The sequence below is a fragment of the Phenylobacterium sp. genome (assembly GCF_041919955.1).
In the GTDB taxonomy this organism is placed as follows: domain Bacteria; phylum Pseudomonadota; class Alphaproteobacteria; order Caulobacterales; family Caulobacteraceae; genus Phenylobacterium.
In genome coordinates this window covers 167,766-194,097 of the sequence record NZ_JAYRSU010000006.1, presented here as the reverse complement: position 1 = coordinate 194,097, position 26,332 = coordinate 167,766, and the positions used below count along the sequence as shown (strand labels likewise).

General features: G+C 68.0%; 25 protein-coding genes. 17 read left to right on the top strand and 8 right to left on the bottom strand.

Annotated elements, in window-relative coordinates; all coding sequences use genetic code 11:
• The 4 genes from ACE3T2_RS07875 to ACE3T2_RS07860 all read left to right on the top strand — a co-directional run.
• Window positions 1-593 (top strand): type I glyceraldehyde-3-phosphate dehydrogenase (locus ACE3T2_RS07875; protein WP_374656446.1); only part of this gene is annotated, 593 nt, incomplete at its 5' end.
• Between the two features lie 96 nt (window positions 594-689).
• Entirely contained in the window at window positions 690-1,880 is a 1,191-nt protein-coding gene (pgk, locus tag ACE3T2_RS07870) for a phosphoglycerate kinase (RefSeq protein ID WP_374656444.1), read from the top strand.
• Between the two features lie 25 nt (window positions 1,881-1,905).
• A complete protein-coding gene (gene fba, locus ACE3T2_RS07865) occupies window positions 1,906-2,991 on the top strand; it encodes a class II fructose-bisphosphate aldolase (protein WP_374656442.1) in 1,086 nt (361 codons plus the stop codon).
• A 151-nt stretch (window positions 2,992-3,142) separates the two neighbouring features.
• Entirely contained in the window at window positions 3,143-4,072 is a 930-nt protein-coding gene (locus tag ACE3T2_RS07860; protein WP_374656440.1) for an alpha/beta fold hydrolase, read from the top strand.
• A 15-nt stretch (window positions 4,073-4,087) separates the two neighbouring features.
• Here the strand turns inward: ACE3T2_RS07860 and ACE3T2_RS07855 are convergent, their stop codons facing one another.
• The 3 genes from ACE3T2_RS07855 to ACE3T2_RS07845 all read right to left on the bottom strand — a co-directional run bounded on the left by ACE3T2_RS07855 (window position 4,088) and on the right by ACE3T2_RS07845 (window position 6,692).
• On the bottom strand, window positions 4,088-5,695 hold the full coding sequence (locus ACE3T2_RS07855) for an MFS transporter (protein ID WP_374656452.1): 1,608 nt from the start codon (window positions 5,693-5,695) through the stop codon (window positions 4,088-4,090).
• Between the two features lie 198 nt (window positions 5,696-5,893).
• Window positions 5,894-6,385 (bottom strand): bacterioferritin, encoded by a 492-nt coding sequence (bfr, locus tag ACE3T2_RS07850; RefSeq protein ID WP_374656438.1) that lies wholly within the window; start codon window positions 6,383-6,385, stop codon window positions 5,894-5,896.
• Between the two features lie 121 nt (window positions 6,386-6,506).
• On the bottom strand, window positions 6,507-6,692 hold the full coding sequence (locus ACE3T2_RS07845; protein ID WP_374656436.1) for a bacterioferritin-associated ferredoxin: 186 nt from the start codon (window positions 6,690-6,692) through the stop codon (window positions 6,507-6,509).
• 204 nt (window positions 6,693-6,896) lie between these two features.
• On the opposite strand from ACE3T2_RS07845, the gene ACE3T2_RS07840 reads away from it, so the two are divergent.
• The 6 genes from ACE3T2_RS07840 to ACE3T2_RS07815 all read left to right on the top strand — a co-directional run bounded on the left by ACE3T2_RS07840 (window position 6,897) and on the right by ACE3T2_RS07815 (window position 12,248).
• Window positions 6,897-8,309 carry a cytochrome ubiquinol oxidase subunit I gene (locus ACE3T2_RS07840; protein ID WP_374656434.1) on the top strand — a complete coding sequence of 471 codons (1,413 nt, stop codon included), beginning with the start codon at window positions 6,897-6,899 and terminating at the stop codon, window positions 8,307-8,309.
• Window positions 8,306-9,334: a cytochrome d ubiquinol oxidase subunit II gene (gene cydB / locus ACE3T2_RS07835; RefSeq protein WP_374656432.1), complete on the top strand. Its 1,029-nt coding sequence runs from the start codon at window positions 8,306-8,308 to the stop codon at window positions 9,332-9,334. Before ACE3T2_RS07840 ends, cydB begins: the two co-directional genes overlap by 4 nt.
• Window positions 9,318-9,479 (top strand): hypothetical protein, encoded by a 162-nt coding sequence (locus ACE3T2_RS07830; protein WP_374656430.1) that lies wholly within the window; start codon window positions 9,318-9,320, stop codon window positions 9,477-9,479. The genes cydB and ACE3T2_RS07830 overlap by 17 nt, the downstream gene beginning before the upstream one ends.
• A gap of 9 nt (window positions 9,480-9,488) precedes the next feature.
• On the top strand, window positions 9,489-10,136 hold the full coding sequence (gene thiE, locus ACE3T2_RS07825; RefSeq protein WP_374656428.1) for a thiamine phosphate synthase: 648 nt from the start codon (window positions 9,489-9,491) through the stop codon (window positions 10,134-10,136).
• A 256-nt stretch (window positions 10,137-10,392) separates the two neighbouring features.
• Window positions 10,393-11,187, top strand: a complete 795-nt coding sequence (locus ACE3T2_RS07820) for an inositol monophosphatase family protein (protein WP_374656426.1) — start codon at window positions 10,393-10,395, stop codon at window positions 11,185-11,187.
• 32 nt (window positions 11,188-11,219) lie between these two features.
• Window positions 11,220-12,248 carry a glycerophosphodiester phosphodiesterase gene (locus ACE3T2_RS07815; protein ID WP_374656424.1) on the top strand — a complete coding sequence of 343 codons (1,029 nt, stop codon included), beginning with the start codon at window positions 11,220-11,222 and terminating at the stop codon, window positions 12,246-12,248.
• Between the two features lie 164 nt (window positions 12,249-12,412).
• Here ACE3T2_RS07815 and ACE3T2_RS07810 read toward each other — a convergent pair whose 3' ends face one another.
• Entirely contained in the window at window positions 12,413-14,263 is a 1,851-nt protein-coding gene (locus ACE3T2_RS07810; RefSeq protein ID WP_374656422.1) for an ABC transporter transmembrane domain-containing protein, read from the bottom strand.
• 119 nt (window positions 14,264-14,382) lie between these two features.
• Here ACE3T2_RS07810 and rpmE point away from each other — a divergent pair, with 119 nt between their 5' ends.
• A complete protein-coding gene (gene rpmE / locus ACE3T2_RS07805) occupies window positions 14,383-14,607 on the top strand; it encodes a 50S ribosomal protein L31 (protein WP_056017645.1) in 225 nt (74 codons plus the stop codon).
• A gap of 94 nt (window positions 14,608-14,701) precedes the next feature.
• Here the strand turns inward: rpmE and ACE3T2_RS07800 are convergent, their stop codons facing one another.
• The gene (locus ACE3T2_RS07800; RefSeq protein WP_374656420.1) at window positions 14,702-15,295 is read right to left on the bottom strand and encodes a TetR/AcrR family transcriptional regulator; all 594 of its coding nucleotides are present in this window, start codon (window positions 15,293-15,295) and stop codon (window positions 14,702-14,704) included.
• Between the two features lie 69 nt (window positions 15,296-15,364).
• Here ACE3T2_RS07800 and ACE3T2_RS07795 point away from each other — a divergent pair, with 69 nt between their 5' ends.
• Window positions 15,365-16,183, top strand: coding sequence for an SDR family NAD(P)-dependent oxidoreductase (locus ACE3T2_RS07795; protein WP_374656418.1), 819 nt, complete (start codon window positions 15,365-15,367; stop codon window positions 16,181-16,183).
• Between the two features lie 17 nt (window positions 16,184-16,200).
• Here ACE3T2_RS07795 and ACE3T2_RS07790 read toward each other — a convergent pair whose 3' ends face one another.
• Both ACE3T2_RS07790 and ACE3T2_RS07785 read right to left on the bottom strand, forming a co-directional pair.
• The gene (locus ACE3T2_RS07790; protein ID WP_374656416.1) at window positions 16,201-16,707 is read right to left on the bottom strand and encodes a DUF1465 family protein; all 507 of its coding nucleotides are present in this window, start codon (window positions 16,705-16,707) and stop codon (window positions 16,201-16,203) included.
• Between the two features lie 131 nt (window positions 16,708-16,838).
• Window positions 16,839-17,042 (bottom strand): DUF1192 domain-containing protein, encoded by a 204-nt coding sequence (locus ACE3T2_RS07785; protein ID WP_374656414.1) that lies wholly within the window; start codon window positions 17,040-17,042, stop codon window positions 16,839-16,841.
• A gap of 78 nt (window positions 17,043-17,120) precedes the next feature.
• Between ACE3T2_RS07785 and ACE3T2_RS07780 the strand changes: the two genes are divergently transcribed.
• The 5 genes from ACE3T2_RS07780 (at window position 17,121) to ACE3T2_RS07760 (ending at window position 24,622) form a co-directional block, all read left to right on the top strand.
• A complete protein-coding gene (locus ACE3T2_RS07780; RefSeq protein WP_374656412.1) occupies window positions 17,121-18,095 on the top strand; it encodes an NAD(P)H-quinone oxidoreductase in 975 nt (324 codons plus the stop codon).
• 344 nt (window positions 18,096-18,439) lie between these two features.
• Window positions 18,440-19,948, top strand: coding sequence for an MFS transporter (locus ACE3T2_RS07775; protein ID WP_374656410.1), 1,509 nt, complete (start codon window positions 18,440-18,442; stop codon window positions 19,946-19,948).
• A 24-nt stretch (window positions 19,949-19,972) separates the two neighbouring features.
• Entirely contained in the window at window positions 19,973-21,499 is a 1,527-nt protein-coding gene (locus ACE3T2_RS07770; RefSeq protein WP_374656407.1) for an MFS transporter, read from the top strand.
• A gap of 99 nt (window positions 21,500-21,598) precedes the next feature.
• The gene (locus tag ACE3T2_RS07765; RefSeq protein WP_374656405.1) at window positions 21,599-23,077 is read left to right on the top strand and encodes an MFS transporter; all 1,479 of its coding nucleotides are present in this window, start codon (window positions 21,599-21,601) and stop codon (window positions 23,075-23,077) included.
• A 66-nt stretch (window positions 23,078-23,143) separates the two neighbouring features.
• Complete coding sequence (locus tag ACE3T2_RS07760; RefSeq protein ID WP_374656403.1) at window positions 23,144-24,622, top strand: MFS transporter; 1,479 nt, start codon at window positions 23,144-23,146, stop codon at window positions 24,620-24,622.
• Window positions 24,623-24,681: 59 nt separating this feature from the next.
• On the opposite strand, the gene ACE3T2_RS07755 is transcribed toward ACE3T2_RS07760, so the two are convergent.
• Window positions 24,682-26,280, bottom strand: a complete 1,599-nt coding sequence (locus tag ACE3T2_RS07755) for a pilus assembly protein TadG-related protein (protein ID WP_374656401.1) — start codon at window positions 26,278-26,280, stop codon at window positions 24,682-24,684.
• Between the last annotated feature and the right edge of the window lie 52 nt (window positions 26,281-26,332).

The following is a 26,332-nucleotide window of genomic DNA, read 5'->3' as shown; positions in this document are numbered from 1 at the left end:
CCCTGACCAAGGACGACCTGATCGTCTCCAACGCCTCGTGCACCACCAACTGCCTGGCGCCGGTCGCCAAGGTCCTGCACGCCCTGGCCGGCATCGAGCGCGGCTACATGACCACCATCCACTCCTACACCGGCGACCAGCCGACGCTGGACACCATGCACTCCGACCTCTACCGCGCCCGCGCCGCGGCCATGTCGATGATCCCGACCTCGACCGGCGCGGCCAAGGCGCTCGGCCTCGTGATGCCGGAACTGCAGGGCAAGCTGGACGGCTCCTCGATCCGGGTTCCGACCCCGAACGTGTCGGTCGTCGACCTGACCTGGGTGCCCGGCCGCAGCCTGACCAAGGAAGAGATCAACGAGGCGCTGATCGCCGCGGCGGCCGAAGGCCCGCTGAAGGGCATCCTGGCGGTGACCAACGACCCGCTGGTCTCGATCGACTTCAACCACGCCCCGGCGTCGTCGACCGTCGCCCTGGCCCAGACCCAGGTCATCGACGGCGGCCTGGGCCGCGTGCTGTCGTGGTACGATAACGAATGGGGCTTCTCGACCCGGATGAGCGACACCGCGCTCGCCATGGCGAAGCTGATCTAGCACCTCTGCTGCGGGCGCCATCCAGCCGGACGGCGCCCGTTCCGCATCCAGACCTGTTCGAGTCCCGGCCGCCGCCGGGGCGCGCGGAGACCATTGATGTCCTTCAAGACGCTCGACACCGCCGACCTCGCCGGCAAGCGCGCCCTGGTGCGCGTGGACATCAACGTCCCGATGGCCGACGGCCAGGTCACCGACGACACTCGCCTGCGGGCCATCCTGCCGACCGTCGCCAAGCTGCGCACCGGCGGCGCCAAGGTGATCCTGCTGGCCCACTTCGATCGTCCGAAGGGCAAGCGCGTGCCGGAAATGAGCCTGGCGCCCCTGGCCGCGCCGCTGGCGGCCCTGGTCGGCGCGCCGGTCGCCTTCGCCGACGACTGCGTGGGACCGGCCGCCAAGTCTGCGGTCGACGCCATGAAGGACGGCGACGTCCTGCTGCTGGAGAACACCCGCTTCCACGCCGGCGAGGAGAAGAACGACCCCGACTTCGCCAAGGCCCTGGCGGAAAACGGCGACCTCTACGTGAACGACGCCTTCTCGGCGGCCCACCGCGCCCACGCCTCGACCGAGGGCGTGGCCCACCTGCTGCCGGCCTATGCGGGCGAGCAGATGCGCCTGGAGCTGACTGCGCTCGACAAGGCGCTGGGCAATCCGGAGCGCCCGGTGCTGGGCATCGTCGGCGGCTCGAAGGTCTCGACCAAGCTCGACCTGCTGCGCAACCTGGTCACCAAGCTGGACAAGCTGGCCATCGGCGGCGGCATGGCCAACACCTTCCTCTACGCCCAGGGCCACGACGTCGGCTCGTCCTACTGCGAGAAGGAGCTGGCCGAGACCGCGCGCGAAATCATCCGCCTGGCCGGGCAGCACAACTGCAAGCTCTTCCTGCCGGTCGACATCGTGGTGGCGGAGAAGCTGGCGCCGGGCGCCGCCGCCCGCGTGCGCAACCTGGGCGCCATCGACGACGAGGAGCGCATCCTCGACGCCGGCCCGGAGACCGTGGAGCGCCTGTGCCGCGCCATGGCCAATTCCAAGACCCTGATCTGGAACGGCCCGCTGGGCGTGTTCGAGATCCCGCCCTTCGACAAGGGCACCGTCACCGCGGCCCACTACGCGGCCGAGCTGGCCAAGGCCGGCAAGCTGGTGGCCGTCGCAGGCGGGGGTGATACAGTCGCCGCACTCAACGCGGCGAACTGCGCCGACGATTTTACGTTCGTCTCAACGGCGGGCGGCGCGTTTCTTGAATGGATGGAAGGCAAGGAGCTGCCCGGAGTGGCGGCCCTGGCGACTTAAACTTACGAACTACGGAGGGCAGGGCATGGCCCGGGTTACTTTGAGACAACTCCTCGATCACGCGGCCGAGCACGGCTACGGGGTCCCGGCGTTCAACATCAACAACATGGAGCAGGCGCTGGCGATCATGGAGGCCGCGCAGGCCACCGACTCGCCGGTGATCATGCAGGCCTCGCGGGGCGCCCGCTCCTACGCCAACGACATCGTGCTGAAGCACCTGATCGACGCGATGGCGGAGCTTTATCCGCACATCCCGATCTGCATGCACCAGGACCACGGCAACAACGAAGCCACCTGCGCCACGGCGATCCAGTACGGCTTCACGTCGGTGATGATGGACGGCTCGCTGAAGGCCGACGGCAAGACTCCGGCCGACTACGACTACAACGTCGAAGTCACGCGCAACGTCGTGAACATGGCCCACTGGGTCGGCGCCAGCGTCGAGGGCGAGCTCGGCGTGCTGGGCAGCCTCGAGACCGGCATGGGCGAGAAGGAAGACGGCCACGGCTTCGAGGGCAAGCTCGGCCACGACCAGCTGCTGACCGACCCGGACCAAGCGGTCGAGTTCGTGAAGGCCACCGAGGTCGACGCGCTCGCCATCGCCATGGGCACCAGCCATGGCGCCTACAAGTTCACCCGCAAGCCGGACGGCGATGTCCTGGCGATGAACGTGATCGAAGAGATCCACCGCCGCCTGCCCAACACCCACCTGGTGATGCATGGCTCCTCGTCGGTGCCGCAGGACCTGCAGGACATCATCAACAAGTACGGCGGCGAAATGCCCCAGACCTGGGGCGTGCCGGTCGAAGAGATCCAGCGCGGCATCAAGCACGGCGTGCGCAAGATCAACATCGACACCGACAACCGCATGGCGATGACCGGCGCGATCCGCAAGCTGCTGGCCGAGAAGCCCGGCGAGTTCGATCCGCGCGGCTACATGAAGCCGGCCAAGGAAGCCATGCGCAAGGTTTGCGTCCAGCGCTTCGAGGAGTTCGGCACCGCCGGCCACGCCAGCCAGATCAAGCCGGTCCCGCTGTCGGAAATGGCCAAGCGCTACGCTGCGGGCGAACTCGCCCCCAAGATCGGCGTCAGCCGCCAAGCCGCCGAATAGGCCTGAGGCGCTCCTGATCGAAGGGCCGCGGCGAAGACCTCGCCGCGGCCCTTTTCGTTTTTTCCCTCTGCTCTGTCGGACCGGGGCCGCCCTGAGCGTCCTAAGGGCCATGAAAAGGCGCAGCCGGCGCCTCCGAGCGATGGAGAAGACCATGACCCCGCCTAGGTGCGCCCTGCGGGCCGCCACGATCCTCGGCGCGGCCACGGCCGCCGCCGTGGCCGCGCCTGCCGCCCAGGCGAGCGCTCAGAAGCCCGCCCAGGCGCCCGTAAAGAGCGGCCATGTCGCGGTGAACGGCGTGAATTACTATTACGAGGTCCGCGGCCAGGGCGCGCCGCTGCTGCTGCTGCACGGCGGCCTCGGCTCGATGGACATGTTCGGGCCGATCCTGCCGGCCCTGACCGCCAGACATCAGGTTATCGCCGTCGACCTGCATGGCCACGGCCGCACCGCGCTGGGCGAGCGCCCCTTCAGCCTCGAGGCCCAGGGCGCCGACATGGACGCGATCCTGAAGCAACTCGGCTACGGCAAGGTGGATGTGCTGGGCTATTCGATGGGCGGCGGCGTGGCCTTCCAGCTCGCCGCCCAGCATCCGGAGCGGGTGAACCGGTTGGTGCTGGTCTCGGCCGGCTACGCCCAGGACGGCTTCTACGCCGACATGCTGAAGCAGCAGGCCCAGGTGAACGCCCAGGCGATGCCCTTCATGAAGGATACGCCGATGTACCAGTCCTATGTGGCCGTCGCCCCGCGGCCGCAGGACTTCCCCAAGCTGCTGGACACCCTGGGCGACTACATGCGCAAGCCCTACGACTATTCCGACCAGGCCGCGAAGCTGTCGCCTCCCACCCTGCTCGTGTTCGGCGACAGCGACATGTACCGCCCGGAGCACATCGTGAAGTTCTATCAGCTGCTGGGCGGGGGCCTGCGTGACGGCGGCTGGCAGCGCGAGGGCATGTCCAGGCATCGGCTGGCCATCCTGCCCGGCCGGACCCACTACGACATCTTCCTCTCGCCCGAGATGGTCAGGACCGCCCTAGGCTTCATCGACGACGCCGACAAGCCGGCCGACTGGAAGGCGGACTGAGGTTTCGGCGCGGCGCTAATCGTCGATATTGGCGCCGCGCATCTCGCGCACGAACAGCAGCCCGACCACGGCGGTGAAGGCGGCCACCACGATCGGGTACCAGAGGCCGTAGTAGATATCCCCCGTGGCCGCAACCATCGCGAAGGCGGTGGTCGGCAGGAAGCCGCCGAACCAGCCGTTGCCGATGTGATAGGGCAGGCTCATCGAGGTGTAGCGGATGCGGGCGGGGAACATCTCGACCAGCGCCGCGGCGACCGGCCCGTAGACCATGGTCACGTACAGCATCAGCAGGAACAGCAGGGCCACGACCATCGGCTTGTTGACCTGGGCGGGGTCCGCCTTCTCGGGATAGCCGGCGGCGTGCAGGGCCGCGGTCAGCTCCTTGGTCCAGGCGCCCTTGCGCTCGGTGAAGGCCGTCTTGTCCAGATCCCTGCCGTCGAAGCCGGTGAGTTCGGCGCCGCCGATCCGCACCACCGCCGTCGAGCCCGGCAGGGCGGTCTGGTTCTCATAGGTGATCCCGGCGCTCGCCAGGGCCGACTTGGCGACGTCGCACGACGAGGTGAAAGCGGTCTTCCCGACCGGGTCGAACTGGAAGGAACAGTCGGCTGGATCGGCGATCACCACCACCGGCGCGCGGGCCGTGGCGTGGGCCAGGGCCGGGTTGGCGGCCTCGGTCAGTCCCTTGAAGATCGGGAAGTAGGTCACCGCCGCCAGCAGGCAACCGGCCAGGATGATCGGCTTGCGGCCTATCTTGTCCGACAGCCAGCCGAACACCACGAAGAACGGCGTGCCCAGGATCAGGGCGAAGGCGACCAGGGTGTTGGTCGTCGGCCCGTCGACCTTGAGCATCTTCTCCAGGAAGAACAGGGCGTAGAACTGGCCGGTGTACCAGACCACCGCCTGCCCCGCAGTCAGGCCCAGCAGGGCCAGGAGCACCACCTTGAGGTTCGACCACTGGCCGAAAGACTCCGCCAACGGCTTCTTCGAGGTCTTTCCCTCGTCGACCATCTTCTGAAAGACCGGACTCTCGTTGAGCTTCAACCGGATCCACAGCGAGACCGCCAGCAGGACCGCCGAGACCAGGAACGGGATGCGCCAGGCCCAGGCCTTGAAGACGTCCTCGCCGGTCATCGAGCGCACGACGAGGATCACGATCAGACTGAGGAAAAGGCCGAGCGTCGCCGTGGTCTGGATCCAGGAGGTGTAGAGCCCTCGCCTTCCAGGCGGCGCATGCTCGGCGACATAGGTCGCCGCCCCGCCGTACTCCCCGCCCAGCGCCAGGCCCTGCAACAGCCGCATCAGGATCAGGATGACGGGAGCGGCCACCCCGATCTGGTCATAGCCGGGCAAGAGGCCGACCGAGAAGGTCGACAGCCCCATCAGCAGCATGGTGACCAGGAAGGTGTTCTTGCGGCCCCAGAGGTCGCCCAGGCGGCCGAACACGATGGCCCCGAACGGCCGCACCGCAAACCCGGCGGCGAAGGCCAGCAGGGCGAAGATGTAGCCGGTGGTCTCGTTGACGCCCGAGAAGAAGTGCTGGGTGATGAACCCGGCAAGCGAGCCATAGAGGTAGAAGTCGTACCACTCGAAGACGGTGCCGGCCGATGCGGCCCCGATCACCATCCTGTGGCTCTTCTGCGCGACGACGTCCTCGCCCGCGACCGCCTGGCTCATGGCCTTCTCCCCACCCTGTTGCGGAGGAGCCTAGCGGGTTTTCGTGACGCGGAAAGCCGATCGGAGCATTCGCTCCCCGACAAAGCCCAACCACGTGCCATCCCGGTCTTGGGCCTACGGCCGAGACCGGGATGACACGGATGGAGGTCAGTGCCCCTCGCCGCCCTCGAGTTCGCCCAGCGCGCTCTGCAGGTAGTTCTGCTCACCCAGCGACTTCACGAGCGAAAGCTGGGTTTCGAGGAAGTCGATGTGCTCCTCGGTGTCGCTGAGGATCTCGCGCAGGATTTCGCGCGTGGCGTAGTCGCCCGTCGCCTCGCACTCCTTGATGCCCTCGATCTGGTCGATGCGACCGGCGACTTCGACGGCCAAGTCCGCAGCCAGGCATTCTGGCACGGTCTCGCCGATCTTCAGCTTGTGCAGGTCCTGCAGATTGGGCAGGCCCTCGAGGAACAGGATGCGCTTGATGAGCTTGTCGGCGTGCTTCATCTCGCCGATGGATTCGTCGTACGTGATCTTGCCCAGCCGCGCGAAACCCCAGTCCTGGTACATGCGCGCATGCAGGAAATACTGGTTCACCGCAGTCAGCTCGTTGGTGAGCACCGCGTTGAGACGCCTGATGATCGCCTTGTCGCCCTTCATGTGAACCTCCTCAAATCCAATTCGAGGGGCAAACTCTTCCGCGGCGCGGCTTTAGTCAAAGCCTATGTTTGCAAGTGATTCCGCGTTTCGTTCGCAGGCTTGGAAGCGGTGGCGAAGGCGCCTATTCGGCGGCGAAACGCATGGCCTCGCCGTGCTCGCCGATCATCTTGCGCATGTCGCAGACGCAGCGCGCGCATTGGGCCTGGGAATCGCAGGCGCGGAAGACTTCGGCCGGGCGCGTGGCGCCGGCTTCGATGGCGGCGCGGACTTCGCGCTCGCGGATGCCGTTACAGTTGCAGACGTACAAGGCGGACTTCTCTCCGACGACGACGTCCTTGTATCAAATGCGAACGCCGTTGCAAATCATTTGCAAGTTGCGATCCATCAAAGCGAGCCCCCGCAACCTGCGGCAGTTTGCCGCTGAACCGAAGCTTGGCTACCGACGTTCTTCGGACTGGAGTGTGCGCCGCGCGGTCAACGGCGGTCGCGTCAGGTAAAGGGTCTGCGTGTCATGGACGTCGAAGCCCTGTTGTTGTCGCGGCTGCAGTTCGCGTTCACCATCGCGTTCCACATTATCTTCCCCTCGTTCACCATCGGCCTGGCCAGCTACCTGGCGGTGCTGGAAGGGCTGTGGCTGACCACTCGCAACGAGGTCTTCAAGACCCTCTATCTGTTCTGGGTGAAGGTCTTCGCGATCTCCTTCGGCATGGGCGTCGTGACCGGCGTGGTGATGAGCTACGAGCTCGGCGCCAACTGGAGCGCGTTCTCGGCCATGGCTGCGCCGGTGATCGGGCCGCTGCTGGCGTTCGAGGTGCTGACCGCCTTCTTCCTGGAAGCCAGTTTCCTCGGGATCATGCTGTTCGGCTGGAAGAAGGTCGGGCCAGGCCTGCACTTCACCGCCACGGCCCTGGTGGCGATCGGCACCCTGATCTCCGCCTTCTGGATCATCTCGGCCAACAGCTGGATGCAATACCCCGCCGGCCACCGGCTGACGCCGGAAGGCGGCCTCGTGGCGACCAGCTGGATGGAGGTGATCTTCTCGCCGACCTTCCCGGCCCGGCTCGCCCACATGGCGCTGGCGGCCTACCTCACGACCTCGCTGGTGGTGGGGGCGGCCGCGGCCTGGCGGCTGCTGAAGCGGCCGGACGAGCCGGAATCCAACATGGCCCTGCGCATGGCGGTGGGCATGTTCGCCATCGTCGCGCCGCTGCAGTTGCTGGTCGGCGACATCTCCGGCAAGCAGGTGATGCATTTCCAGCCGGCCAAGCTGGCCGCCATCGAAGCGTTCTGGGAGACCAAGGCCGAGCAGGCCTTCCACATCGCAGCCTGGCCCGACCGCGCCGTCGAGGGCAATCGCTGGGAGATCTCGGTCCCCAAGGTCGGCAGCTTGATCACCGCCGGTTCGACCCAGGCCGAGGTCAAGGGCCTGAAGGACTTCGCGCCTCAGGATCGTCCGCCGGTCGCGATCGTCTTCTGGGCCTTCCGCGTCATGGTCGGGCTGGGGGTGGCGATGATCGCGCTCGGCGCCTGGGGCGTCTGGCTATGCTGGCGCGGCGCGCCCGAGAAGAACGCCCTCTTCCTGCGCGCCTGCGTGGCCATGGGGCCCGCAGGCTTCGTCGCGGTCATCGCCGGCTGGGTGGTGGCCGAGGTCGGCCGCCAGCCCTGGGTCATCACCGGGATCATGCGCACGGCCGACGGCGTCTCACCCGTAGGCGCGGGCCAGGTCTCCGCCTCGCTGCTGAGCTTCCTGATCGTCTATGCGGTCATCTTCTCGGTCGGGGTGCTCTACATCCTTCGCCTGATCGCCGCCGGGCCGGCGCCGGAAGTCGTCGACGCCGCGCCGGCCGTGCCGCGCGCGCCGGGTTCGGCCCTGGCCGCCGCGCCGAACGAGCCTGAGCAACTCGACCAGGGAGACCGGCCATGAGCCTCGACCTGCCGCTGATCTGGGCGGTGATCATCGCCACCGCCGTTCTGCTCTACGTGCTTCTCGACGGGTTCGATCTGGGAGTCGGCATCCTCTTCCCGTTCGCGCGCAGCCCCGCCGACCGCGACGTGATGATGAACTCCATCGCCCCGGTGTGGGACGGCAACGAGACCTGGCTGGTGCTGGGGGGAGGCGGCCTGTTCGCCGCCTTCCCGCTGGCCTACGCCGCGGTCATGCCAGCGCTCTATATCCCGGTGATCCTGATGCTGCTGGCCCTGATCCTGCGCGGCGTGGCCTTCGAGTTCCGCCTGCACGGCCGCCGCCGCGGCAAGGCGTTCTGGACAGCCGCCTTCGCCGGCGGCTCGCTCGTCGCCACCATCGCCCAGGGCTTCATCCTCGGCGGCTTCATCCAGGGCATCACCCTGAACGGGACCGCCTTCGGCGGCCAGCCCTTCGACTGGCTGACGCCCTACACCCTGCTGGTCGCCGCAGGCCTCGTCGCCGGCTACGCCCTGCTGGGCGCGACGTGGCTGATCTGGAAGAGCCAGGACGAACTGCACGGCGACGCGCGGCGCTGGGCCTGGATCGCTGTGGCGGCCGTCGCGGCCCTGCTGGCCGCCGTCAGCCTCGCCACCCTCTTCGTCCATCCCGAGGTCGCCGAGCGCTGGGGCTTCGCCAAGGGCGCCGGCTTCCAGGCCGAGGCCTTCCTGCCGCACCTGCCCATCCCTCTGGTGGGAATCGGCGGCCTCGTAGTCCTCGCAATAGGCCTCGCTCGCCGCTCGCATGGCTGGCCGCATGTCGGGGCGAGCCTGGTTTTCCTCTCGGGCTACGCGGGTTTGGCCGCCGGCTTCTTCCCGAACATCGTCCCCTACGACATGACCTTTCGCCAGGCCGCCAACCAGGACAACGCGCTCGCCCTGATGCTGGTCGGAGTGGCCATCCTGCTGCCGGTGATCCTCGGCTACACCGCCTGGGTCTACTGGCTGTTCCGCGGCAAGGTGACGTCCGATGCGGGATATCATTGAGGGCCCGCCCGAGCCGGGCGCCCCGCGTCCGCCGCTCTGGAAGCGTCTGGCCTGGTTCATCGGCCTGGCGGTGAGCGCCAGCGCCGTGACCGCCGTCGTCGCCTACGCCATGAAGGCCCTGTTGCCGGACTATCCGCACGGCTAGAAGGCGTTCATGACCGCCGACTGCCGCCTCTATCTGATCACCCCGCCGAAGATCGACGACCTGGCCGCCTTCGGCCATCTGCTGGCCCAGGCGCTGGACGCCGGCGACGTCGCCGCCCTGCAGATCCGCCTGAAGGACGCGCCCGACGACGTCATCGCCGCCGCCGTCGACGTCCTCTCGCCCATCGCCCAGGCCCGCGGCGTGGCGGTGATCCTCAACGACCGGCCCGATCTCGCCGCCCGGCTCGGCTGCGACGGGGTGCACGTCGGCCAGTCCGACACGCCCTACGCCCAGGCGCGCAAGATGATGGGCAAGGACGCCATGATCGGCGTGACCTGCCACGACAGCCGCCACCTGGCGATGGAAGCGGCCGAGGCGGGCGCCGACTACGTCGCTTTCGGCGCCTTCTTCCCGACCACGACCAAGGACGCCCCGACCCGCGCCGAGCCGGAGATCCTGACCATCTGGCAGGAGACCATGGAGGTTCCCTGCGTCGCCATCGGCGGGATCACGGCCGAAAACGCCGAGGGCCTGGCCAAGGCCGGCGCCGACTTCCTGGCCGTATCGGCGGGCGTCTGGGCCCATCCGCAGGGTCCGGCTGCGGCGGTGGAGGCGCTGAACGCAGCGATCGAAAAGGGCCTCGCGGAACGGGGTTAGCGCTCGACCGTCATCCCGGTTTGCGAAGCAAGACCGGGCCCCATGAACACTGGATGGTGCAGGCCCCGGCCGGACCGCGCCCCATTTTCCAGAGATCAGGCGGCAATCGGTCTTCGGCTGCGCCGAAACCGGGATGACGCCCGAGGTGAGCGCTCACCTTGCCTTAAGCCCTTCTGCCCACTAGGTTCCGCGCCTCGAATTTCCCGCCCTCGCCGGCGTGCTGGCGCAAATCTGCGCCAAGAACTGGACCTGCCCCGTGTCGACCCAAACCGCCCTTCTGAAAGTCATGTCCGACGCCGCCCGCAAGGCGGCCCGCGGCCTCAACCGCGACTTCGGCGAGCTCTCCGAGCTGCAGGTCTCGCGCAAGGCGCCGGCCGACTTCGTCTCGGCCGCCGATATGAAGGCCGAGCAGACCTTGTTCGAGGCGCTGGAAAAGGCCCGCCCCGGCTACAGCTTCCTGGGCGAGGAGCGCGGCCTGGTCGAGGGCACCGACAAGACCCACACCTGGATCGTCGACCCGCTGGACGGCACCACCAACTTCCTGCACGCCATCCCGCACTTCGCGATCAACATCGCCCTGCAGCGCGAGGGCGTGATCGTCGCAGCGGTCACCTACAATCCGATCACCAACGAGCTGTTCTGGGCCGAGAAGGGCAAGGGCTGCTACGTCAACGACAAGCGCCTGCGGGTCGCCGGCCGCAAGCACCTGGACGAGTCGGTTTTCGGCACCGGCATCCCGTTCCTGGGCCATGGCCAGCACGCCAAGTTCCTGAAGGAACTGCACCAGATCAGCCAGCGCGTGGCCGGCGTGCGCCGCTTCGGCGCGGCCTCGCTGGACCTCGCCTATGTCGCCGCCGGCCGCCTGGACGGCTTCTGGGAGCGCGACCTGAAGCCGTGGGACATGGCCGCGGGCCTGCTGATGATCACAGAGGCGGGCGGCAAGGTCACCGATTGCGACGGCGGAGATCGCGTGCTGGAGACCGGCCACGTCTGCGCGGCCAACCTCGACCTGCACCCGCAACTTCTCGACAAACTGAAGGCCGCCGCCTGAGGCTTGACGGAAGCGTCACGCACGGCGGCTAGATGGCCGCCATGCACCTGACGCGCCGCGCCTTCGCCCTTGCCTCAGCCGCCCTCGCGGCAGGCCCCTCCGCGGCCGAACAGGCCAAGCGGCCGCTGGTCATCGCCCATCGCGGCGCCAGCGGCGAGCGCCCCGAACATACGCTGATGGCCTACCGCCTGGCGGTGGAGGAAGGCGCCGACTTCATCGAGCCCGACCTGGTCGTCACCAAGGACGGCCATCTTGTCGTGCGCCACGAGAACGAGATCGGCGGCACGACCGACGTCGCCGCACGCCCCGAATTCGCCGCCCGCAAGCAGGTCAAGGTCATCGACGGCGAGACGCTGGAAGGCTGGTTCGCCGAGGACTTCACCCTGGCCGAGCTCAAGACCCTGCGCGCCCGCGAGCGGATGCCCCGGCTTCGCCCGGCCAGCGCCGCCTTCGACGGTCGCGAGGCGGTTCCGACCTTCCAGGAGGTGATGGACCTGGCCAAGATGGAGAGCCGGCGGGCCGGCCGCCCCATCGGCGTCTATCCCGAGATGAAGCACCCGACCTACATGGCGAGCATCGGCCTGCCGATGGAGCAACGGCTGGCGGACGCCCTGAAGGCGGGCGGCCTGAACAGCCGAACCGCCCCGGTCTTCGTCCAGTGCTTCGAGGCCGGGCCGTTGAAGGCCTTCAGCAAGCTCTCCAGAGCCCGCCGCATCCAGCTCGTCGGCCAGGATCGCCCGCAGATGACCACCGCCGAGGGGCTGAGGGCCATCGCAGCCTATGCCGACGGGGTTGGGCCCGACTGGCCATTGATCATCCCCACGCGCGATGGGCGGTTGAACCCGGCCAGCAACCTCGTCGCCGACGCCCACGCCCTGGGCCTGGCGGTGCATCCCTGGACCGTGCGGGCCGAGAACCGCTACCTGCCCGCCGCCCTGCGCAAGGGCGAGGATCCGGCCGCGCACGGCGACGTCGCGGCGGTGTTCAGGGCGCTCTACGCCGCCGGGGTCGACGGGGTGTTCACCGACTTCCCGAAGCTGGGCGTCGCGGCGCGCGGGTAGATCCTATCACCATGTCATCCCGGAAAGCGCGAAGCGCTTGTCCGGGACCCATGAACACCGGATGGGGCAGAATACAGGTCTCGCGAGCCCCATTCCGCACGATCAGCGCGAATGGATCCCGGTCTTCGCCCCGCCGACACCGGGATGACGCCTTCGTAGGGCCTCTAAGCCGCCGCGTCGCCGAACTGCAGGGCAGCGAGCCGCGCATAGAGGCCGCCGCGGGCCAGCAGCTCGGCGTGCGTCCCCTGCTCGGCCACGCGCCCGGCGTCCATGACCACGATGCGGTCGGCCTTGAGCACGGTGGCCAGGCGATGCGCGATGACCAGGGTGGTGTGGCCGACCATGGCGTCCTCCAGCGCACGCTGCACCAGGCGCTCGTTCTCGGCGTCCAAAGCGCTGGTGGCTTCGTCGAGCAGCAGGACCGGCGTCTCGCGGATCAGCGCGCGAGCGATGGCCAGGCGCTGGCGCTGGCCGCCCGACAGGCTGCGCGCCCGCTCGCCCAGCGGGGTGTCGAAGCCCTGCGGCAGGGCGTCGAGGAAGCCCTCGGCCTGGGCCGCGCGGGCGGCGGCGCGGATCTCCTCGGCCGCGGCCTCCTCGCGCCCAAAGCGGATATTCTCGACCGCCGAGCCGGAGAACAGCGGGGAGTCCTGCGAGACCAGGGCCATGCGCGCGCGCACCTCGCCGGGATCGGCGTCGCGCAGGTCCACCCCATCCAGGCGGATCACGCCGCTGGTGGGATCATAGAACCGCAGCAGCAGGCGGAAGACGGTGCTCTTGCCCGAGCCGGACGGGCCGACCAGGGCCACGGTCTCGCCCGGCGCCACCTGCAGCGAGAAGCCGTCGAGGGCGAAGGCGTCGGGCCGGGTGGGATAGGCGAAGCGGACGTCCTCGAAAGCGATCTCGCCGCGGGCGGGGGTCGGCAACGCCTTGGGCGTAGGCGGAGCGGCGATGGTCGGGGTGGCGGCGAACAACTCGGAGACCCGTTCCATGGCGCCGGCCGCCTTCTGCACGTCGCCCCAGGTTTCGCCGAGAGCGCCGACCGAGCCAGCGGCCATCACCGCCAGGAAGGCGAACTGGAAGAGCGCACCCCAGGTCATCTCGCCGCGCAGGCCGGCATGCACGCCCAGCCAGAAGATGAAGACCACGCCGCCGAACACCAGTCCGATCACCAGAGCGGTCATGATCGCCCGCGCCGTCATCCGCCGCAGCGAGGTGCGGAACGAGGCCTCGACCGCCTCGCCGAAGGTGGCCGCGCCGGTCGCCTCGCGGCCGAAGGCCTGGACCGTCTCGAGCGCGTCGAGCGTTTCGCCGGCATGGCCCACCGCCGAGGCGAACTGATCCTGGGTCGAGGTGGTCAGCTTGCGCACCCGCCGCCCGTAGAGGAACAGCGGCGCCAGCACGAACGGGAAGAGGGCGACGACCAGGCCGGTCAGCTTGGGGCTGACGATGACCAGCAGCACCAGGGCGCCGATCAGGGTCAGGAAGTTGCGCAGGGCGACCGAGATCGAGGTCGAGAGCAGGCTCTCGACGATCTGGATGTCGGTGGTCAGGCGCGACAGCACCTCGCCGGTGCGGGTCCTGGCGAAGAAGGGCTGGTCGAGAGTCAGGATGTGGGCGTAGGCGCCCTTGCGCAGGTCGGCGGTGATCCGTTCGCCCAGCTTGGTCACGAAGAAATATCGCAGGGCGCTGGAGGCGGCGAGCGCCAGAGCCACCCCGCCGATCAGCCAGAATCGGGGGGCCACGCTCTGCGCGGTCGCGCCGGGATGGGTAAGGTGGTCGACCAGCAGGCGCACCGCACCGGAAAGGCCGAGCGTGGCCGCCGCGGCGGTGACCAGGAACAACCCCGCCCAGGCCGTGTCGCCCTTGTGCCGCGCCAGATAGGGGCCGAGGGCGCGCAGCGCGCCGACATTGCGGCTGCGGCCGCGCTTGCCGGCCGCATCGCTCAGGTCCTGGGCCAAGGCCGCGCCTGCGCTGGGCCGCCCTTCGACAGGGGCCTCGGCCGCCAAATCACTCATAGACACACGCGCCCTTGCTCTTACCGCGCCTTTTCCTGTATACGCGCGGCTTCCTTCGCGGCCGCCCTGCCGGCGGGCCGTGAACTTTCTGCCGCTCCTTTACGTCGGTTGCCCTCGCGATGAAACAAGACACCCACCCCGACTACCATTTCATCACGGTCGTGATGACCGACGGTTCGAGCTACCAAACCCGCTCGACCTACGGCAAGGAAGGGGCGACCCTGAACCTGGACATCGACCCGAAGACGCATCCGGCGTGGACGGGCGGCAACCAGACCCTGCTGGACCGCGGCGGCCGCGTGTCGCGCTTCAACGCCAAGTTCGGCGCCTTCACCCGCAAGTAAGACCGGCGGCGCGCCGCCGGCGCGCCCCAACGGACTTTGCGAGCAGATGCGAAAACGCCGCGCCTCCGCGCGGCGTTTTTTGCTGTCTGGGATTTCAGTTCAGTCGGTCGAGCGCCGCCAAGGCCGCAGCCTTGACGATATCAGCCGCCTCCACCCGCGTCCGCCCGGCGGCCAGAGCCTCGAACATCGCCGACCCGGTGAGGCCGAACAGCAGGTCGATGGTGTCGCGCCAGGCCCGGTCGCCTGCCTCCGGCGCCGCCCGCCCCACGATGACCGTGAGCGCCCGCCGCCGCCGCTCGCCCCTCGCCGCCAGGGCCTGGGCCAGCTCGGCGTCCAGCACCCCCGCCTGATGCAGCCGCACCACCGCCGGTTCGGTCCAGAAATCACAGAAGACGTCGATCACCCCTGACAGGGCCGCCCGTGGATCGGCCTGGGCCATCACCCCGGCCAGCCGCTCCAGCCCAGCCTGCGCCGCGCAGGCGTCGAACACCGCCTCCAGCAGCCCACGCCGCGATCCGAACTGCTTGTAGACCGTCAGGCGCGTGACCCCTGCGGCCCTGGCCACCGCCTCCAGCGAGAACCCGGACAAATCCTGCGCCCCGCGCAGCAGGGCGACGGCCGCGCGCACCACCGCCTCGCGCTTGTCGGCCGCCGCGGCCGCCCGCACCGGGCTCACATAGCTGCGCATGAGCGCCCCTTTAAATTAAATATACGATACGTATATCCAATTTGACTGTTGCAGCAAAGGGCGCCGTCCATGATCGAGATTTCCCATCCAGACCGGCGCCTTGCCGGCAAGACCGCGCTGATCGTCGGCGCCAGCAGGGGCATCGGGGCGGTGACCGCCCGCGTCCTGGCGCAGGCCGGCGCGCTGGTGATGCTGGCCGCTCGCGACGCCGCGGCGCTGGCCGCGGTCACCGACGCCATCGTCGCCGAGGGCGGCCAGGCCGACTTCATGACCGCCGACACCACCGACGACGCCTCGGTGGCGGCCCTGGTCGAGCAAACGCTGTCGCGCTTCGGCGGCCTGGACATCGCCTTCAACAACGCCACGGATGCGTCGCGGCCGATGCCGCTGGCCCAGATGGAGCCGGAGGACTTCGAGCGCGCCATCCGCGCCAACGTGCATGGGACGTTCGTGGCCATGCGCCGCCAGATCCGCGCCATGCTGGACGGCGGCGGCGGCTCGATCGTCAACATGGCCTCGCTGGCCGGCGTCCAGGGCGTGGCCAATCTGGCCGGCTACGTCACCGGCAAGGCCGGAGTGATCGCGCTCAGCAAGGTAGCGGCGCTGGACTACGCCGACCAGGGAATCCGGGTGAACGTGCTGGCCCCCGGGCCGATCCTGACCCACCACCTGGAGGCGGCGGGCGAGGCCGCGCAGCAGCAGGCGGCCCGCGCCACGCCGATGCGGCGCGTCGGGACGGCCGAGGAGGTCGCAAAGGCCGTGCTGTGGCTGGGGTCGGACGACAGCAGCTATGTCACTGGGACAGTGCTGCCGATTGACGGCGGCCAGTCGGCCGGGGCCAAGCCCGAGCGTATGTACCGCCAGGGCGAGGCGATGACTGCGGCCTAGCTCTCACGTCTGGAAATCTAGGCGCCGAACGCGGCCTGGAGACGGCCGAACTGGGACAACACCGGGTTGGCGTCTTCCGGCTCGGCTTCTTCGACGTACATGCGGCGGTCGAGGTGACGTACGCGCTCATAGAGGCGCTCGGACCGGTCCAGCAGGATCAGGAGGCCGGTGGGCAGGTCTTCGGTGGTGGCGCCGCGGCAGATGTCCTCTGCGCCGAGGCGATAGCGCTCCTCGCGGGCGCTTTCCGGCGGCATGTCGCCCTCGCGCACCGCCCGCTGCACCAGCAGCCACGAGGCCACCTGCATCAGCCGGGTGGTCAGGCGCATGCTCTCGGCCGCATAGGCCAGCGCCGCGCTGCGCGACAGGAGCTTCGATTCCTGGCGGCCGGAACCGTCGAGATAGCCGGCCGTCTCCTCGACGAGGTCCATCCCTTCCTGGAAGGTCCGGTCGAACAGCTCGGACTGGGCGAAGTCCTTGATCACGTCCGCGCGCCAGGCGCCGGTCAGCGCAAATCCATCGGTCATGAAAGCACTTAGCCTCTAAAATCCTGGTCCGCGGTCCCACGCAGCGCTCGGCGTGTCGGACTGCAACCCCCGTGCCAGACGTAAACATCCGTTATCCATGGGCGGCGTTTACGCTTGGTTATCCGTGAATCTCAGTCCGACCGCGAAAATAGCGCGTCGGCCGCCGCCCGGCCCGCACGCTTGCGCTCAATCTGGGCACGACAGCGGGCGATCTCCTCTTCCAGGGAGGCGATCCGCTCTTCCAGTTCGGCGACCCCGTAGAGCTCGAGGTCCTCGCGCATCGCCTCGGCCAGGCGCTGTCCGCGCAGTACCCGGGCTTGTGCCGGTTCTTCCATGGGGCTCCTCCCTTTGCCGGGCGTCCATCGACGTCTATCTGGGAAGTCTAAGCGGAAAACCAGCCGGAGGGCGCCCCTGTGACCGAGACCATGAAAGCCATTGCTGTGGAGGGCGGACGCGGTCCTGCGGAGAACCTCAAGGCCGTGGAGATCGAGCGGCCGGTCCCGGGACCCGGCCAGATCCTGATCCGGGTCGAGGCGGCCGGCGTGAACCGTCCCGACATCGCCCAGCGCCTGGGCGCCTATCCGCCGCCGCCCGGCGCGCCGCAGACCCTGGGCCTGGAGGTCGCGGGCGAGGTGGTGGTCGGCGCTGGGCGCTGGAAGGCGGGCGACAAGGTCTGCGCCCTGCTGGGCGGCGGCGGCTATGCGCAATACGCCGTCTGCGATGCGCGCCATGCCCTGCCGATCCCGCAAGGACTTTCGGTGCTGGAGGCCGCCGCCCTGCCCGAAACGGTCTTCACCGTCTTCGCCAACGTGTTCGAACACGGGAGCCTGAAGGCCGGCGAGACCCTCATGGTCCACGGCGCGACGTCCGGCATCGGGACAACGGCGATACAGATGGCCAAGGCCGCGGGCGCCAAGGTGATCGCCACCGGCCGCGGCGCGGAGAAGGCCGCCCAGGCCAAGGCCCTCGGCGCGGACATCGCCGTGGACGTGACCGCCGAGGATTTCGCCGAGGTCGCCAAGGCGAACGGCGGGGTCGACGTGATCCTCGACATGGTCGGCGGCGACTATTTCGCAAAGGGCCTGGCCAGCCTGAAGACCGGCGGCCGCATCGTCTTCATCGCCGCACAGGGCGGCGGCGAGGTCGCCCTGCCGGTCTTCGCGCTGATGATGAAGCGGGCGGTAGTGACCGGCTCGACCCTGCGTCCCCGCGACGCCGACGAGAAAGCCCGCCTGGCCGCGGCGGTCGAGGCCACGGCCTGGCCGTGGATCGCCGCCGGCGCCCTGAAGCCGCAGATCGACAAGACCTTTCCGCTGGCGCAGGCCGCTGAGGCCCACGCCTATCTTGAGGGCGGTTCGCACCTGGGCAAGGTGATGCTGATCGCCTGATCCACATTTTCTAGCGTCGGCCCTGGCGCGCCTTGTGGGCGCCGGGGCCGTCGCATACTCCGGCCGGAATGTTTGCAGAACATCGGTCGCCGCGACCGGCGGCCGCGATCAAGGCCTTGGCCGGCAAAGCCTCCATTGTGTCGGGGCTGAAAAACGAAACCGATTGACGAAGGGGAAGCGGTTCCCCCACGATCCGCCCAATTGAACACGGCGGGCCGCCAGCCTTAGAGGCTCGGGTCTGGCCGACGATAATGACGCCGCGCAGCATTTTCGCGCGGAAGGGAGGACGTATTGAACCGCCAGCCGGCCAACGGCCGCGCGCGCCTCGCCTGGAACCGCCAGGCATGACGGACGTGGCCCGCCCGCCCCTCTCCTTGCCGACCAAGCTGCTCTACGCCGTCGGCGCGGTCGCCAACGCGGTGAAGCTGCGCGGACTCTCGACCTTCCTGATGCTGTTCTACAATCAGGTGGTCGGCTTGCCGCCGCAGACCGTGACCTTCATCCTGATGATCGCCCTGGTGTTCGACGCCATCGTCGATCCGCTGGTCGGCCAGGTCTCCGACAACTTCCGCTCCCGCCTGGGCCGTCGCCACCCGTTCATGTACGCCGCCGCCGTTCCGGTGTCGGTCGCCTATTTCTTGCTCTGGAACCCGCCGCAGGGCTGGGAGGAAGGCCGCCTTGTCGCCTATCTGATCGCCTGCCTGCTGACCGTCCGGCTGTTCGACACCTTCTTCGAGCTGCCGCACTCCACACTCGCCCCGGAACTGGCCAAGGACTACGACGAGCGCACCAGCCTGATCTCGCTGCGGCTGCTGTTCTCGGTGATCGGCGGCCTGGGCATGACCATCCTGGCCTACCAGGTCTTTCTCAAGGAGAACCCGGACGGGACCGGCGGCGTGCTCGCCCGCGACGGCTACTGGGGCTACTCCCTGACCGCGGCGCTGCTGATCTTCACCTGCATCATCGTCTCGACCGCGGGCACCCAGAGCCAGGTCCCCTACCTGCAGGCGCCGCCCAGCCGGAAGCTGACCTTCCGCGCCATGCTGGCCGAGGTCGCCGCGACCCTGAACAACAAGGCCTTCGTGGTCGCGACCCTGACCGGAATGTTCATCGCCATCGCCACCGGCGCCCGCAACGCGCTGGAGATCTATTTCGGCCTCTATTTCTGGGAGCTGACCCAGGCGCAGATGGCCGGGCTGGTGACGGTCAGCGTGCTCGGCGGGGCGGTCGGGGTGATGTCGGCGCCCAAGGTCGCCAGGCGCCTGGGCAAGAAGCACGGCGCGATCCTGCTCTACGCCAGCGCCCTGGCGGTCGGGGTCAGCCCGGTCGTCGCGCGCCTGTTCGGCCTGATGCCCGAAAACGGGACGGGCCTGCTCTACGCTCTGCTGGTGGTCGAGACGGTGATCAACACCGCCCTGGCCGGCGGCACCGGCGTGCTGCTGGTATCCATGGTCGCCGACGTGATCGAGGACGCCGAGGTCAAGACCGGACGCCGCTCCGAAGGCCTGCTGATGAGCGCCGACAACCTCTTCAAGAAGCTGGTCTCGGGCGTCGGCGTGTTCATTTCCGGGACGGTGCTGGCGCTGATCCACTTTCCGGAGAACGCCAAGCGCGGCCAGGTGGACCCCGAGATCATCCACAACATGGGCCTGATCTACCTGCCGGTGATCGGCGCGCTGTTCGGGCTCGGCATTCTCAGCCTCTGCGCCTTCAACATCGACAAGGCCCGGCACGAGGAAAACCTGCGGACCCTGCGCGAACGCGCCGGCGCGCCGCCGCCTCCCGCCCCGGACTCAAAGACCGCCTCTTCCGCCGCCGCCAACGACGCCGATACGGCCCCCAGCCGCGCCTAGTTTCCGCAAGGACCGCCCGACGCCATGACCGACGCCGCCCTGCCGCCGCGCCCGCCGATCACCTTCCGCACCAAGGCGCTCTATGGCCTGGGCGCAGCCGCCAACATCATCAAGCAGCGGGGGATCACGACCTTTCTGCTGCTGTTCTACAACCAGGTGGTCGGCCTGCCGCCGGCCATGGTGTCGACGGCGATCATGATCGCGCTGATCTTCGACGCCTTCATCGACCCGATGATCGGCCAGATCTCCGACAACACCCGCAGCCGCTGGGGCCGCCGCCACCCCTTCATGTACGCCGCGGCCCTGCCGGTCTCGATCGCCTTCTACCTGATCTGGAACCCGCCGGTCGGGTGGGAGAACGAGGCGCTGTTCGCCTATATGCTGGTCTGCCTGCTGACCATCCGCCTGTTCGACACCTTCTTCGAGCTGCCTTCGTCGGCCCTGCTGGCCGAGCTCACCAGCGACTACAACCAACGCACCAGCATGATCGCCATCCGCTCGTTCTGCGGCGTGGCCGGCGGGCTGATCATGCAGCTGATGGTCTATCAGGTGTTCCTGAAGAAGCACGCCGACGGCAGCGGCGGCCTGCTGGAGCGCAACGGCTGGCAGACCTACTCCATCGTCGCGGCGATCACGATCTTCACGATCATCCTGATCTCGGCGGCCGGCACGCACCACCAGATCCCCTATCTGCGCAAACCGCCGACCCGGAAGATCACCGTCCCGACCATGCTGCGCGAGGTGGGCGCCACCCTGAACAACCGCTCGTTCGTCGCCCTGACGGTCTCGGGCATGTTCATGAACGTTTCGCTGGGGCTGAAGACCGCGCTTGAGCTCTATTTCAACCTCTACTTCTGGGGCCTGAACCAAGGGCAGCTTGCCTTTCTGACCGTCACCGGCGTGGTCGCCAGCGTCATCGGCGTGGTCGCCGCCCCGAAGATCGCCGCGCGATTGGGCAAGCGGCTGGCGGCGATCACCATGTTCTTCGGCGCAGTGGTCGCCCTGCTGCTGCCCATCGGCCTGCGGATCCTGGGCCTGATGCCCGAGAATGGTACGCCGCTGCTGTTCGGCATCCTGGTGGTCGACTTCATGGCGAACGGCGCCATGGCGATGATGACCGGGGTCATGCTGCAGTCGATGATCGCCGACGTGGTCGAGGACGCCGAGGTCAAGACCGGCCGCCGCTCGGAAGGCCTGCTGTTCTCGGCGGACAACCTGTTCAAGAAGATCGTCTCCGGCGTCGGGGTGTTCGTCTCCGGGGTGCTGCTGGCCCACGTGGCCTTCCCGCAGGGCGCCAAGCCGGGCCAGGTCGATCCGGAGCTGCTGCGCAACCTGGCCCTGATCTACCTGCCGACGATCGGCGGCTTCTACGCCGTGGCCATCACCTGCCTGTTCCTCTACCGGATCGACAAGACCCAGCACGAGGAGAACCTGCGCAAGCTTCAGGAAGGCGTGCTGGAGGCCCGCACCACCGACGCCCAGATCGAGACCGGCGCCCCGGCGGCCAGCGGACCGGCCGGAGACCTGAGCCCCGTGGCGCCCAAGGCCTGACGAAAGCCGCTTGCCAGCGGTCGAAATCATACCGACTATTCGAACGGGATCCGACCGTCGGCGCCAGACCGGCAGCGTGCCCGCAAGGGAGGAAACGGTATGGCTGAGGCCCCCGGCGGCGGCGCTGCGCCGCTCAGCGTGCGCTCCAAGATGTTCTACGGCTTCGGGTCGGTGGCGTTCGGGGTCGCGACCCTGGGGCTCTCCTCCTCGGTCCTGCAGCCCTATCTGAACCGGGTCGTCGGCTTGCCGGCCCTTTGGGTCGGAGCGGCGATCATGGCCACCCTGATCCTCGATGCGCTGATCGACCCGACCATCGGCCAGTGGTCCGACAAGCTGCGGACCCGCTGGGGCCGCCGCCATCCGCTGATGTACGTCTCGGTTCCGCTCGTCGCGGCCTCATGCATCGCCTTCTGGAACTCGCCCGCCGACTGGCCGCCGCAGACCGTGGGCCTCTACCTGATGGGAACCCTGGTCCTGATGCGGATCTGCGTCAGCCTCTACGAGGTGCCGAGCCAGGCCCTGGCGCCCGAGCTGACCAGCGACTACCACCAACGCACCAGCCTCTTCAGCTATCGCTTCTTCTTTGGCGTCATCGGCGGCTTCGGGATGAACGTGGTGCTCTACCAGGTCTTCCTGAGCCCCGCGAACGGCGGGGTCCTCAACCGCGAGGCCTATGCCCACTACGGGGTCCTGGCCGCCCTGGTGATGGCGGTCTCGATCCTGGTCTCGGCCGTGGGGACCCACCGCCATATCCCGCATCTGGCCGCGCCGCCGGAACGCCAGGCGCCGCTCGGCCAGCTGCTGCGCGAGATCGGCGGAACGCTCTCCAACCGTTCGCTGGTGGTGGTCATGCTCTCGGGCCTCTGCTCGGGCGTGGCCTACGGCATGAACGGCGCGCTGAGCCAGTACTTCTACCTGGAATTCTGGGGCCTCACCGCCGCCCAGATCTCCTACCTGGCTCTGGCCTCGGTGCTGGCTTCGATCTCGGGCGTGGCCATGGCCGCCCCGGCCTCCAGGCTGTTCGGCAAGAAGGCCGCCATGCTCGGCCTGTTCTCGATCGCGACGGTGACGGCCGCGCTGCCGATCCTGCTGCGCCTGCTCGGCCTGATGCCGCCGAACAGCTCGCCCTGGGTGTTCGCCATCCTCTGGGGGGACGCCTTCCTGGCCACCAGTCTGGCCATCTCGGGCTACATCGTCATCTCGTCCATGGTCGCCGACGTGGTGGAGGATGCAGCGGTCAAGACCGGGGTGCGGTCCGAGGGCCTGCTGTTCGCCGCCAACGGCCTGCTGCCCAAGTTCACCGCCGGGATCGGGGTCTTCCTGGCCGGGCTGCTGCTGACCCTGGTCGCCTTTCCCACCGACGCGGCGGCCGGAGCCGTAGCGCCCGAGACCATGCGGCGCCTGGCCCTGATCGTCCTGCCGGTCACCTTCGGGATGAACATGCTCTCGATCCTGGTGCTGGTCTTCTATCGGATCGACCAGGAGACCCACGAGCGCAACGTCGCGGCCCTGGAGGGCCGCCCGGTCGTCGGCGAAGACGAGCCGACCCCCGAGGCCGTGATCGCCAGCGCCGGATGAGGACGCCTCTTCCCACGCCCGCCCAATCGAGCCTACAAATCTTCAAACGAAGGTGAGGAAAGCAAAGTGGCCGGGACCATACCGACATCTCAAAAAGGCGGACAGCTCAGCGTCCCCACCAAGTTCTTCTACGGCTTCGGCTCGGTCGCCTTCGGGGTCAAGGACCAGGGCTTCTCGTACCTTCTGCTGATCTTCTACAATCAGGTGGTCGGCCTGCCGTCGGCCACCGTCGGCCTGGCGATCATGATCGCCCTGATCATCGACAGCTTCCTCGACCCGATCATGGGCCAGGTGTCGGACAACTGGCGTTCGCGCTGGGGCCGCCGCCATCCCTTCATGTATACCGCAGCCCTGCCGGTGGCCCTGTCCTATCTGCTGCTCTGGAACCCGCCCCAGGGCTGGTCGCACGAGGCCCTGTTCGTCTACCTGATCGTGGTGGCGGTCGTGATCCGCAGCTTCATCACCATGTACGAGATCCCGTCCTCGGCGCTCGCGGCGGAGCTGACCACCGACTACGACGAGCGCACCAAGGTCATGTCCTACCGCTACTTCTTCGCCTGGTGGGGCGGGCTGACCATGACGCTGCTGGCGCTGAAGGTGTTTCTCACCCCCGACGCCGATCATCCCATCGGCCAGCTCAACCCGGCCGGCTACGTCACCTATGGCTATGTCGCCGCCGCGGTGATCTTCGCGGCGATCATGATCTCGGCCCTGGGCACACACGGCCAGATTCCGCGGCTGCGGGTGCCGCCGGCCCGCAAGCTGACGCTCGGCCAACTCGCCCGCGAGATGGTGGGCACCCTCAGCCACAAGTCCTTCCTGGTCCTGATGGGGGCGGGGCTGTTCAACGCCATGGCCGGCGGCCTGGTGCTGTCGCTGAACCTCTACTTCAACACGTTCTTCTGGCAGATGCCGTCCGGCCAGATCGCCATCCTGGCCGCCGCCAACTTCATCTCAGCGGCCCTGGCCTTCGGCTTTGCAGCGCCGCTGTCCAAAAAGCTCGGCAAGAAACAGACCGCCCAGCTGACCAAGGTGCTGTCGTTCGTCATCGCCATCACCCCGATCGCCCTGCGCCTGCTGGGCGTCTTCCCGGAGAACGGCTCACCGGCCCTGCTGCCGATCCTGTTCGTCCAGGCGGTGTTCTCGACCGGCTTTTCGATCATTTCGGCGATCCTGATCTCGTCGATGATCGCCGACGTGGTCGAAGACAGCGAACTTCAGACAGGCCGCCGCTCGGAAGGCCTGTTCTTCGCGGCCTCCGCCTTCGTGCAGAAGGCGGTCTCGGGCGTCGGCATCTTCGCCTCGAGCATGATCCTGCTCGCGATCGGTTTCCCTCAAAACGCCAAGCCAGGCCAGGTCAGCGAGGGCGTGGTCTCTAACCTCGGCCTCACCTACCTGTTCGTGCTGGGCGGGCTCTACGGCGCGGCCATCGCATGCGTCTCGCTCTATCGCATCACCCGCGACAGCCACGCGGCCAGCCTTGCCAAGCTGGCGGCCCAGGCCGAACAGGTCGAGGCCGGCGAAGGTCCCGAACATACAGCCTGACAAACGAAAACGCGCCGGACATGGCCCGGCGCGTTCGTCGTCGTCACTGGCTCGCCGCGTTATTTGGAGATGCGTAGCGAGTTGATGTCCTGGGCGATGGCGCGGAAGGCGATCTTCAGGTCCGCGCCGCTCGAGGGCATGTAGACGTACTCGGCCGAGGTCGCGCAGTTCTGCATCAGGCTCTTCACGCCGGCGTCGGAGCCGACGTTGAAGCCGACCGTGTACACGATCACGCCCTTGGCCTTCATGTTGGTGCACAGGGTCGCGGCCTGGGCGAAGGGGTCGCCGTTGGTGGCGTTGCAGTTGATGTGGTCGCTGGCGCTGCCGCTGCCCGACCCGGCGTCCTTGGCGATCACGCCCTTGCAATAGGGACTGTTGAAGGCGCCGTCGGTCATCAGGATGACGACCTTCAGGGTCTGCGGCTTATTGTACTCGGCCGGCGTGCTGGCTCCGGTCCAGAGCGAGCTCCAGTTCGGAGAGATCATGTACCAGCCCCAGGCCAGGCCGATCTGGCCGGCCGTCGAGCCGCCGTCGACCAGCAGGTCGATCTGGCCCTTCAGCATGGTCTTGTTCGACGACAGCGGGACGATCTGCTGCGAGGCGCACGGATTGCCGCTGCCGCTGTCATAGAGGCGGCCCACCGACGACACCGACGGCGCGGCGTCCGTGTAAGCGTCCGAACCGATCCGTTCGCTCACGCAGTTGCCGATGCCGAAGGTCTTCAGGCTCCCCGAGGCGTTGGTGAAGGACTGCTTCTGGCAGCCTTCCTTCAGGCAGTAGACTTGACCGGCGTTGTTGTAGGTTCCCGAGAGCTTGCTCGAGGAATAGCCGGTGAGCGAGAAGACATCGGCCGTCTCGCGGGTGACGACGAACTCCTTGTTCATCGAGACGCCGTCGACCTTCGAACCGCCGACATTTTCGAACAGGACGCGATCGCCGGTCTGATGGCCGTGCGCCACGGACTTGATCATGATCTTGCTGCTGCCGGTATAGATCGACTGGACCGCCGTCGGGCCGATGGGCGTTCCCCGCGCCTGACTGGCGTAGGATCCGACATTGACGCCCACGGCGTAGGGGACCAGGGCGACCTTGGTGTAGTAGGGCTCCTGCTGATCCTTGATCACCAGATCGACAAGGTCCTTGGCGGCGGTGCGCAGGTTGCCCATCTGGGCGCTCATCGAGCCGGTGGTGTCGAGCACCATCGCCACCTCGACGTTGTTCGAGTTGCGCAGGACTTCCGAGTTGGCCTCGATATCGGCCTGGTCCCACAGGCGCGGGCCGATGCTGGGCGGGTTGATCTTGGCCTTGCTGATCACCTTGATCCCGTCGAGCTTGAACTCCGAGAAGGTGATGCGCTGGCCGTCGGCGAGCTTGAGGTTGGCGCGCAGAGCGTCGTCGCCGACAATCTGGATGTCGGCGCTCGTCATCTTGTCCGAGCGGGCGGCATAGAGGGTCGCGGTATCCAGCGCGTCCTGCAGCTGACTGCGCTGTGTGGTGATCATATAGACGTCGACCAGGCCGAGCGTCACCGGCGCCATGAGCAGTAGGCCGACCGCGAAGAAGACCGCCGCCGCGCCACGCTCGTCGCGCGCCACGCCACGCAGCCAACGCGCCACACCGGTCCCGCGTTCGGCGGCTTTCACATTAAAGCTGTCCACGCCCTGAGCCCCAGAAAGTCGAAGGAATCTCAGGGACTTTGCCAGACCAGGG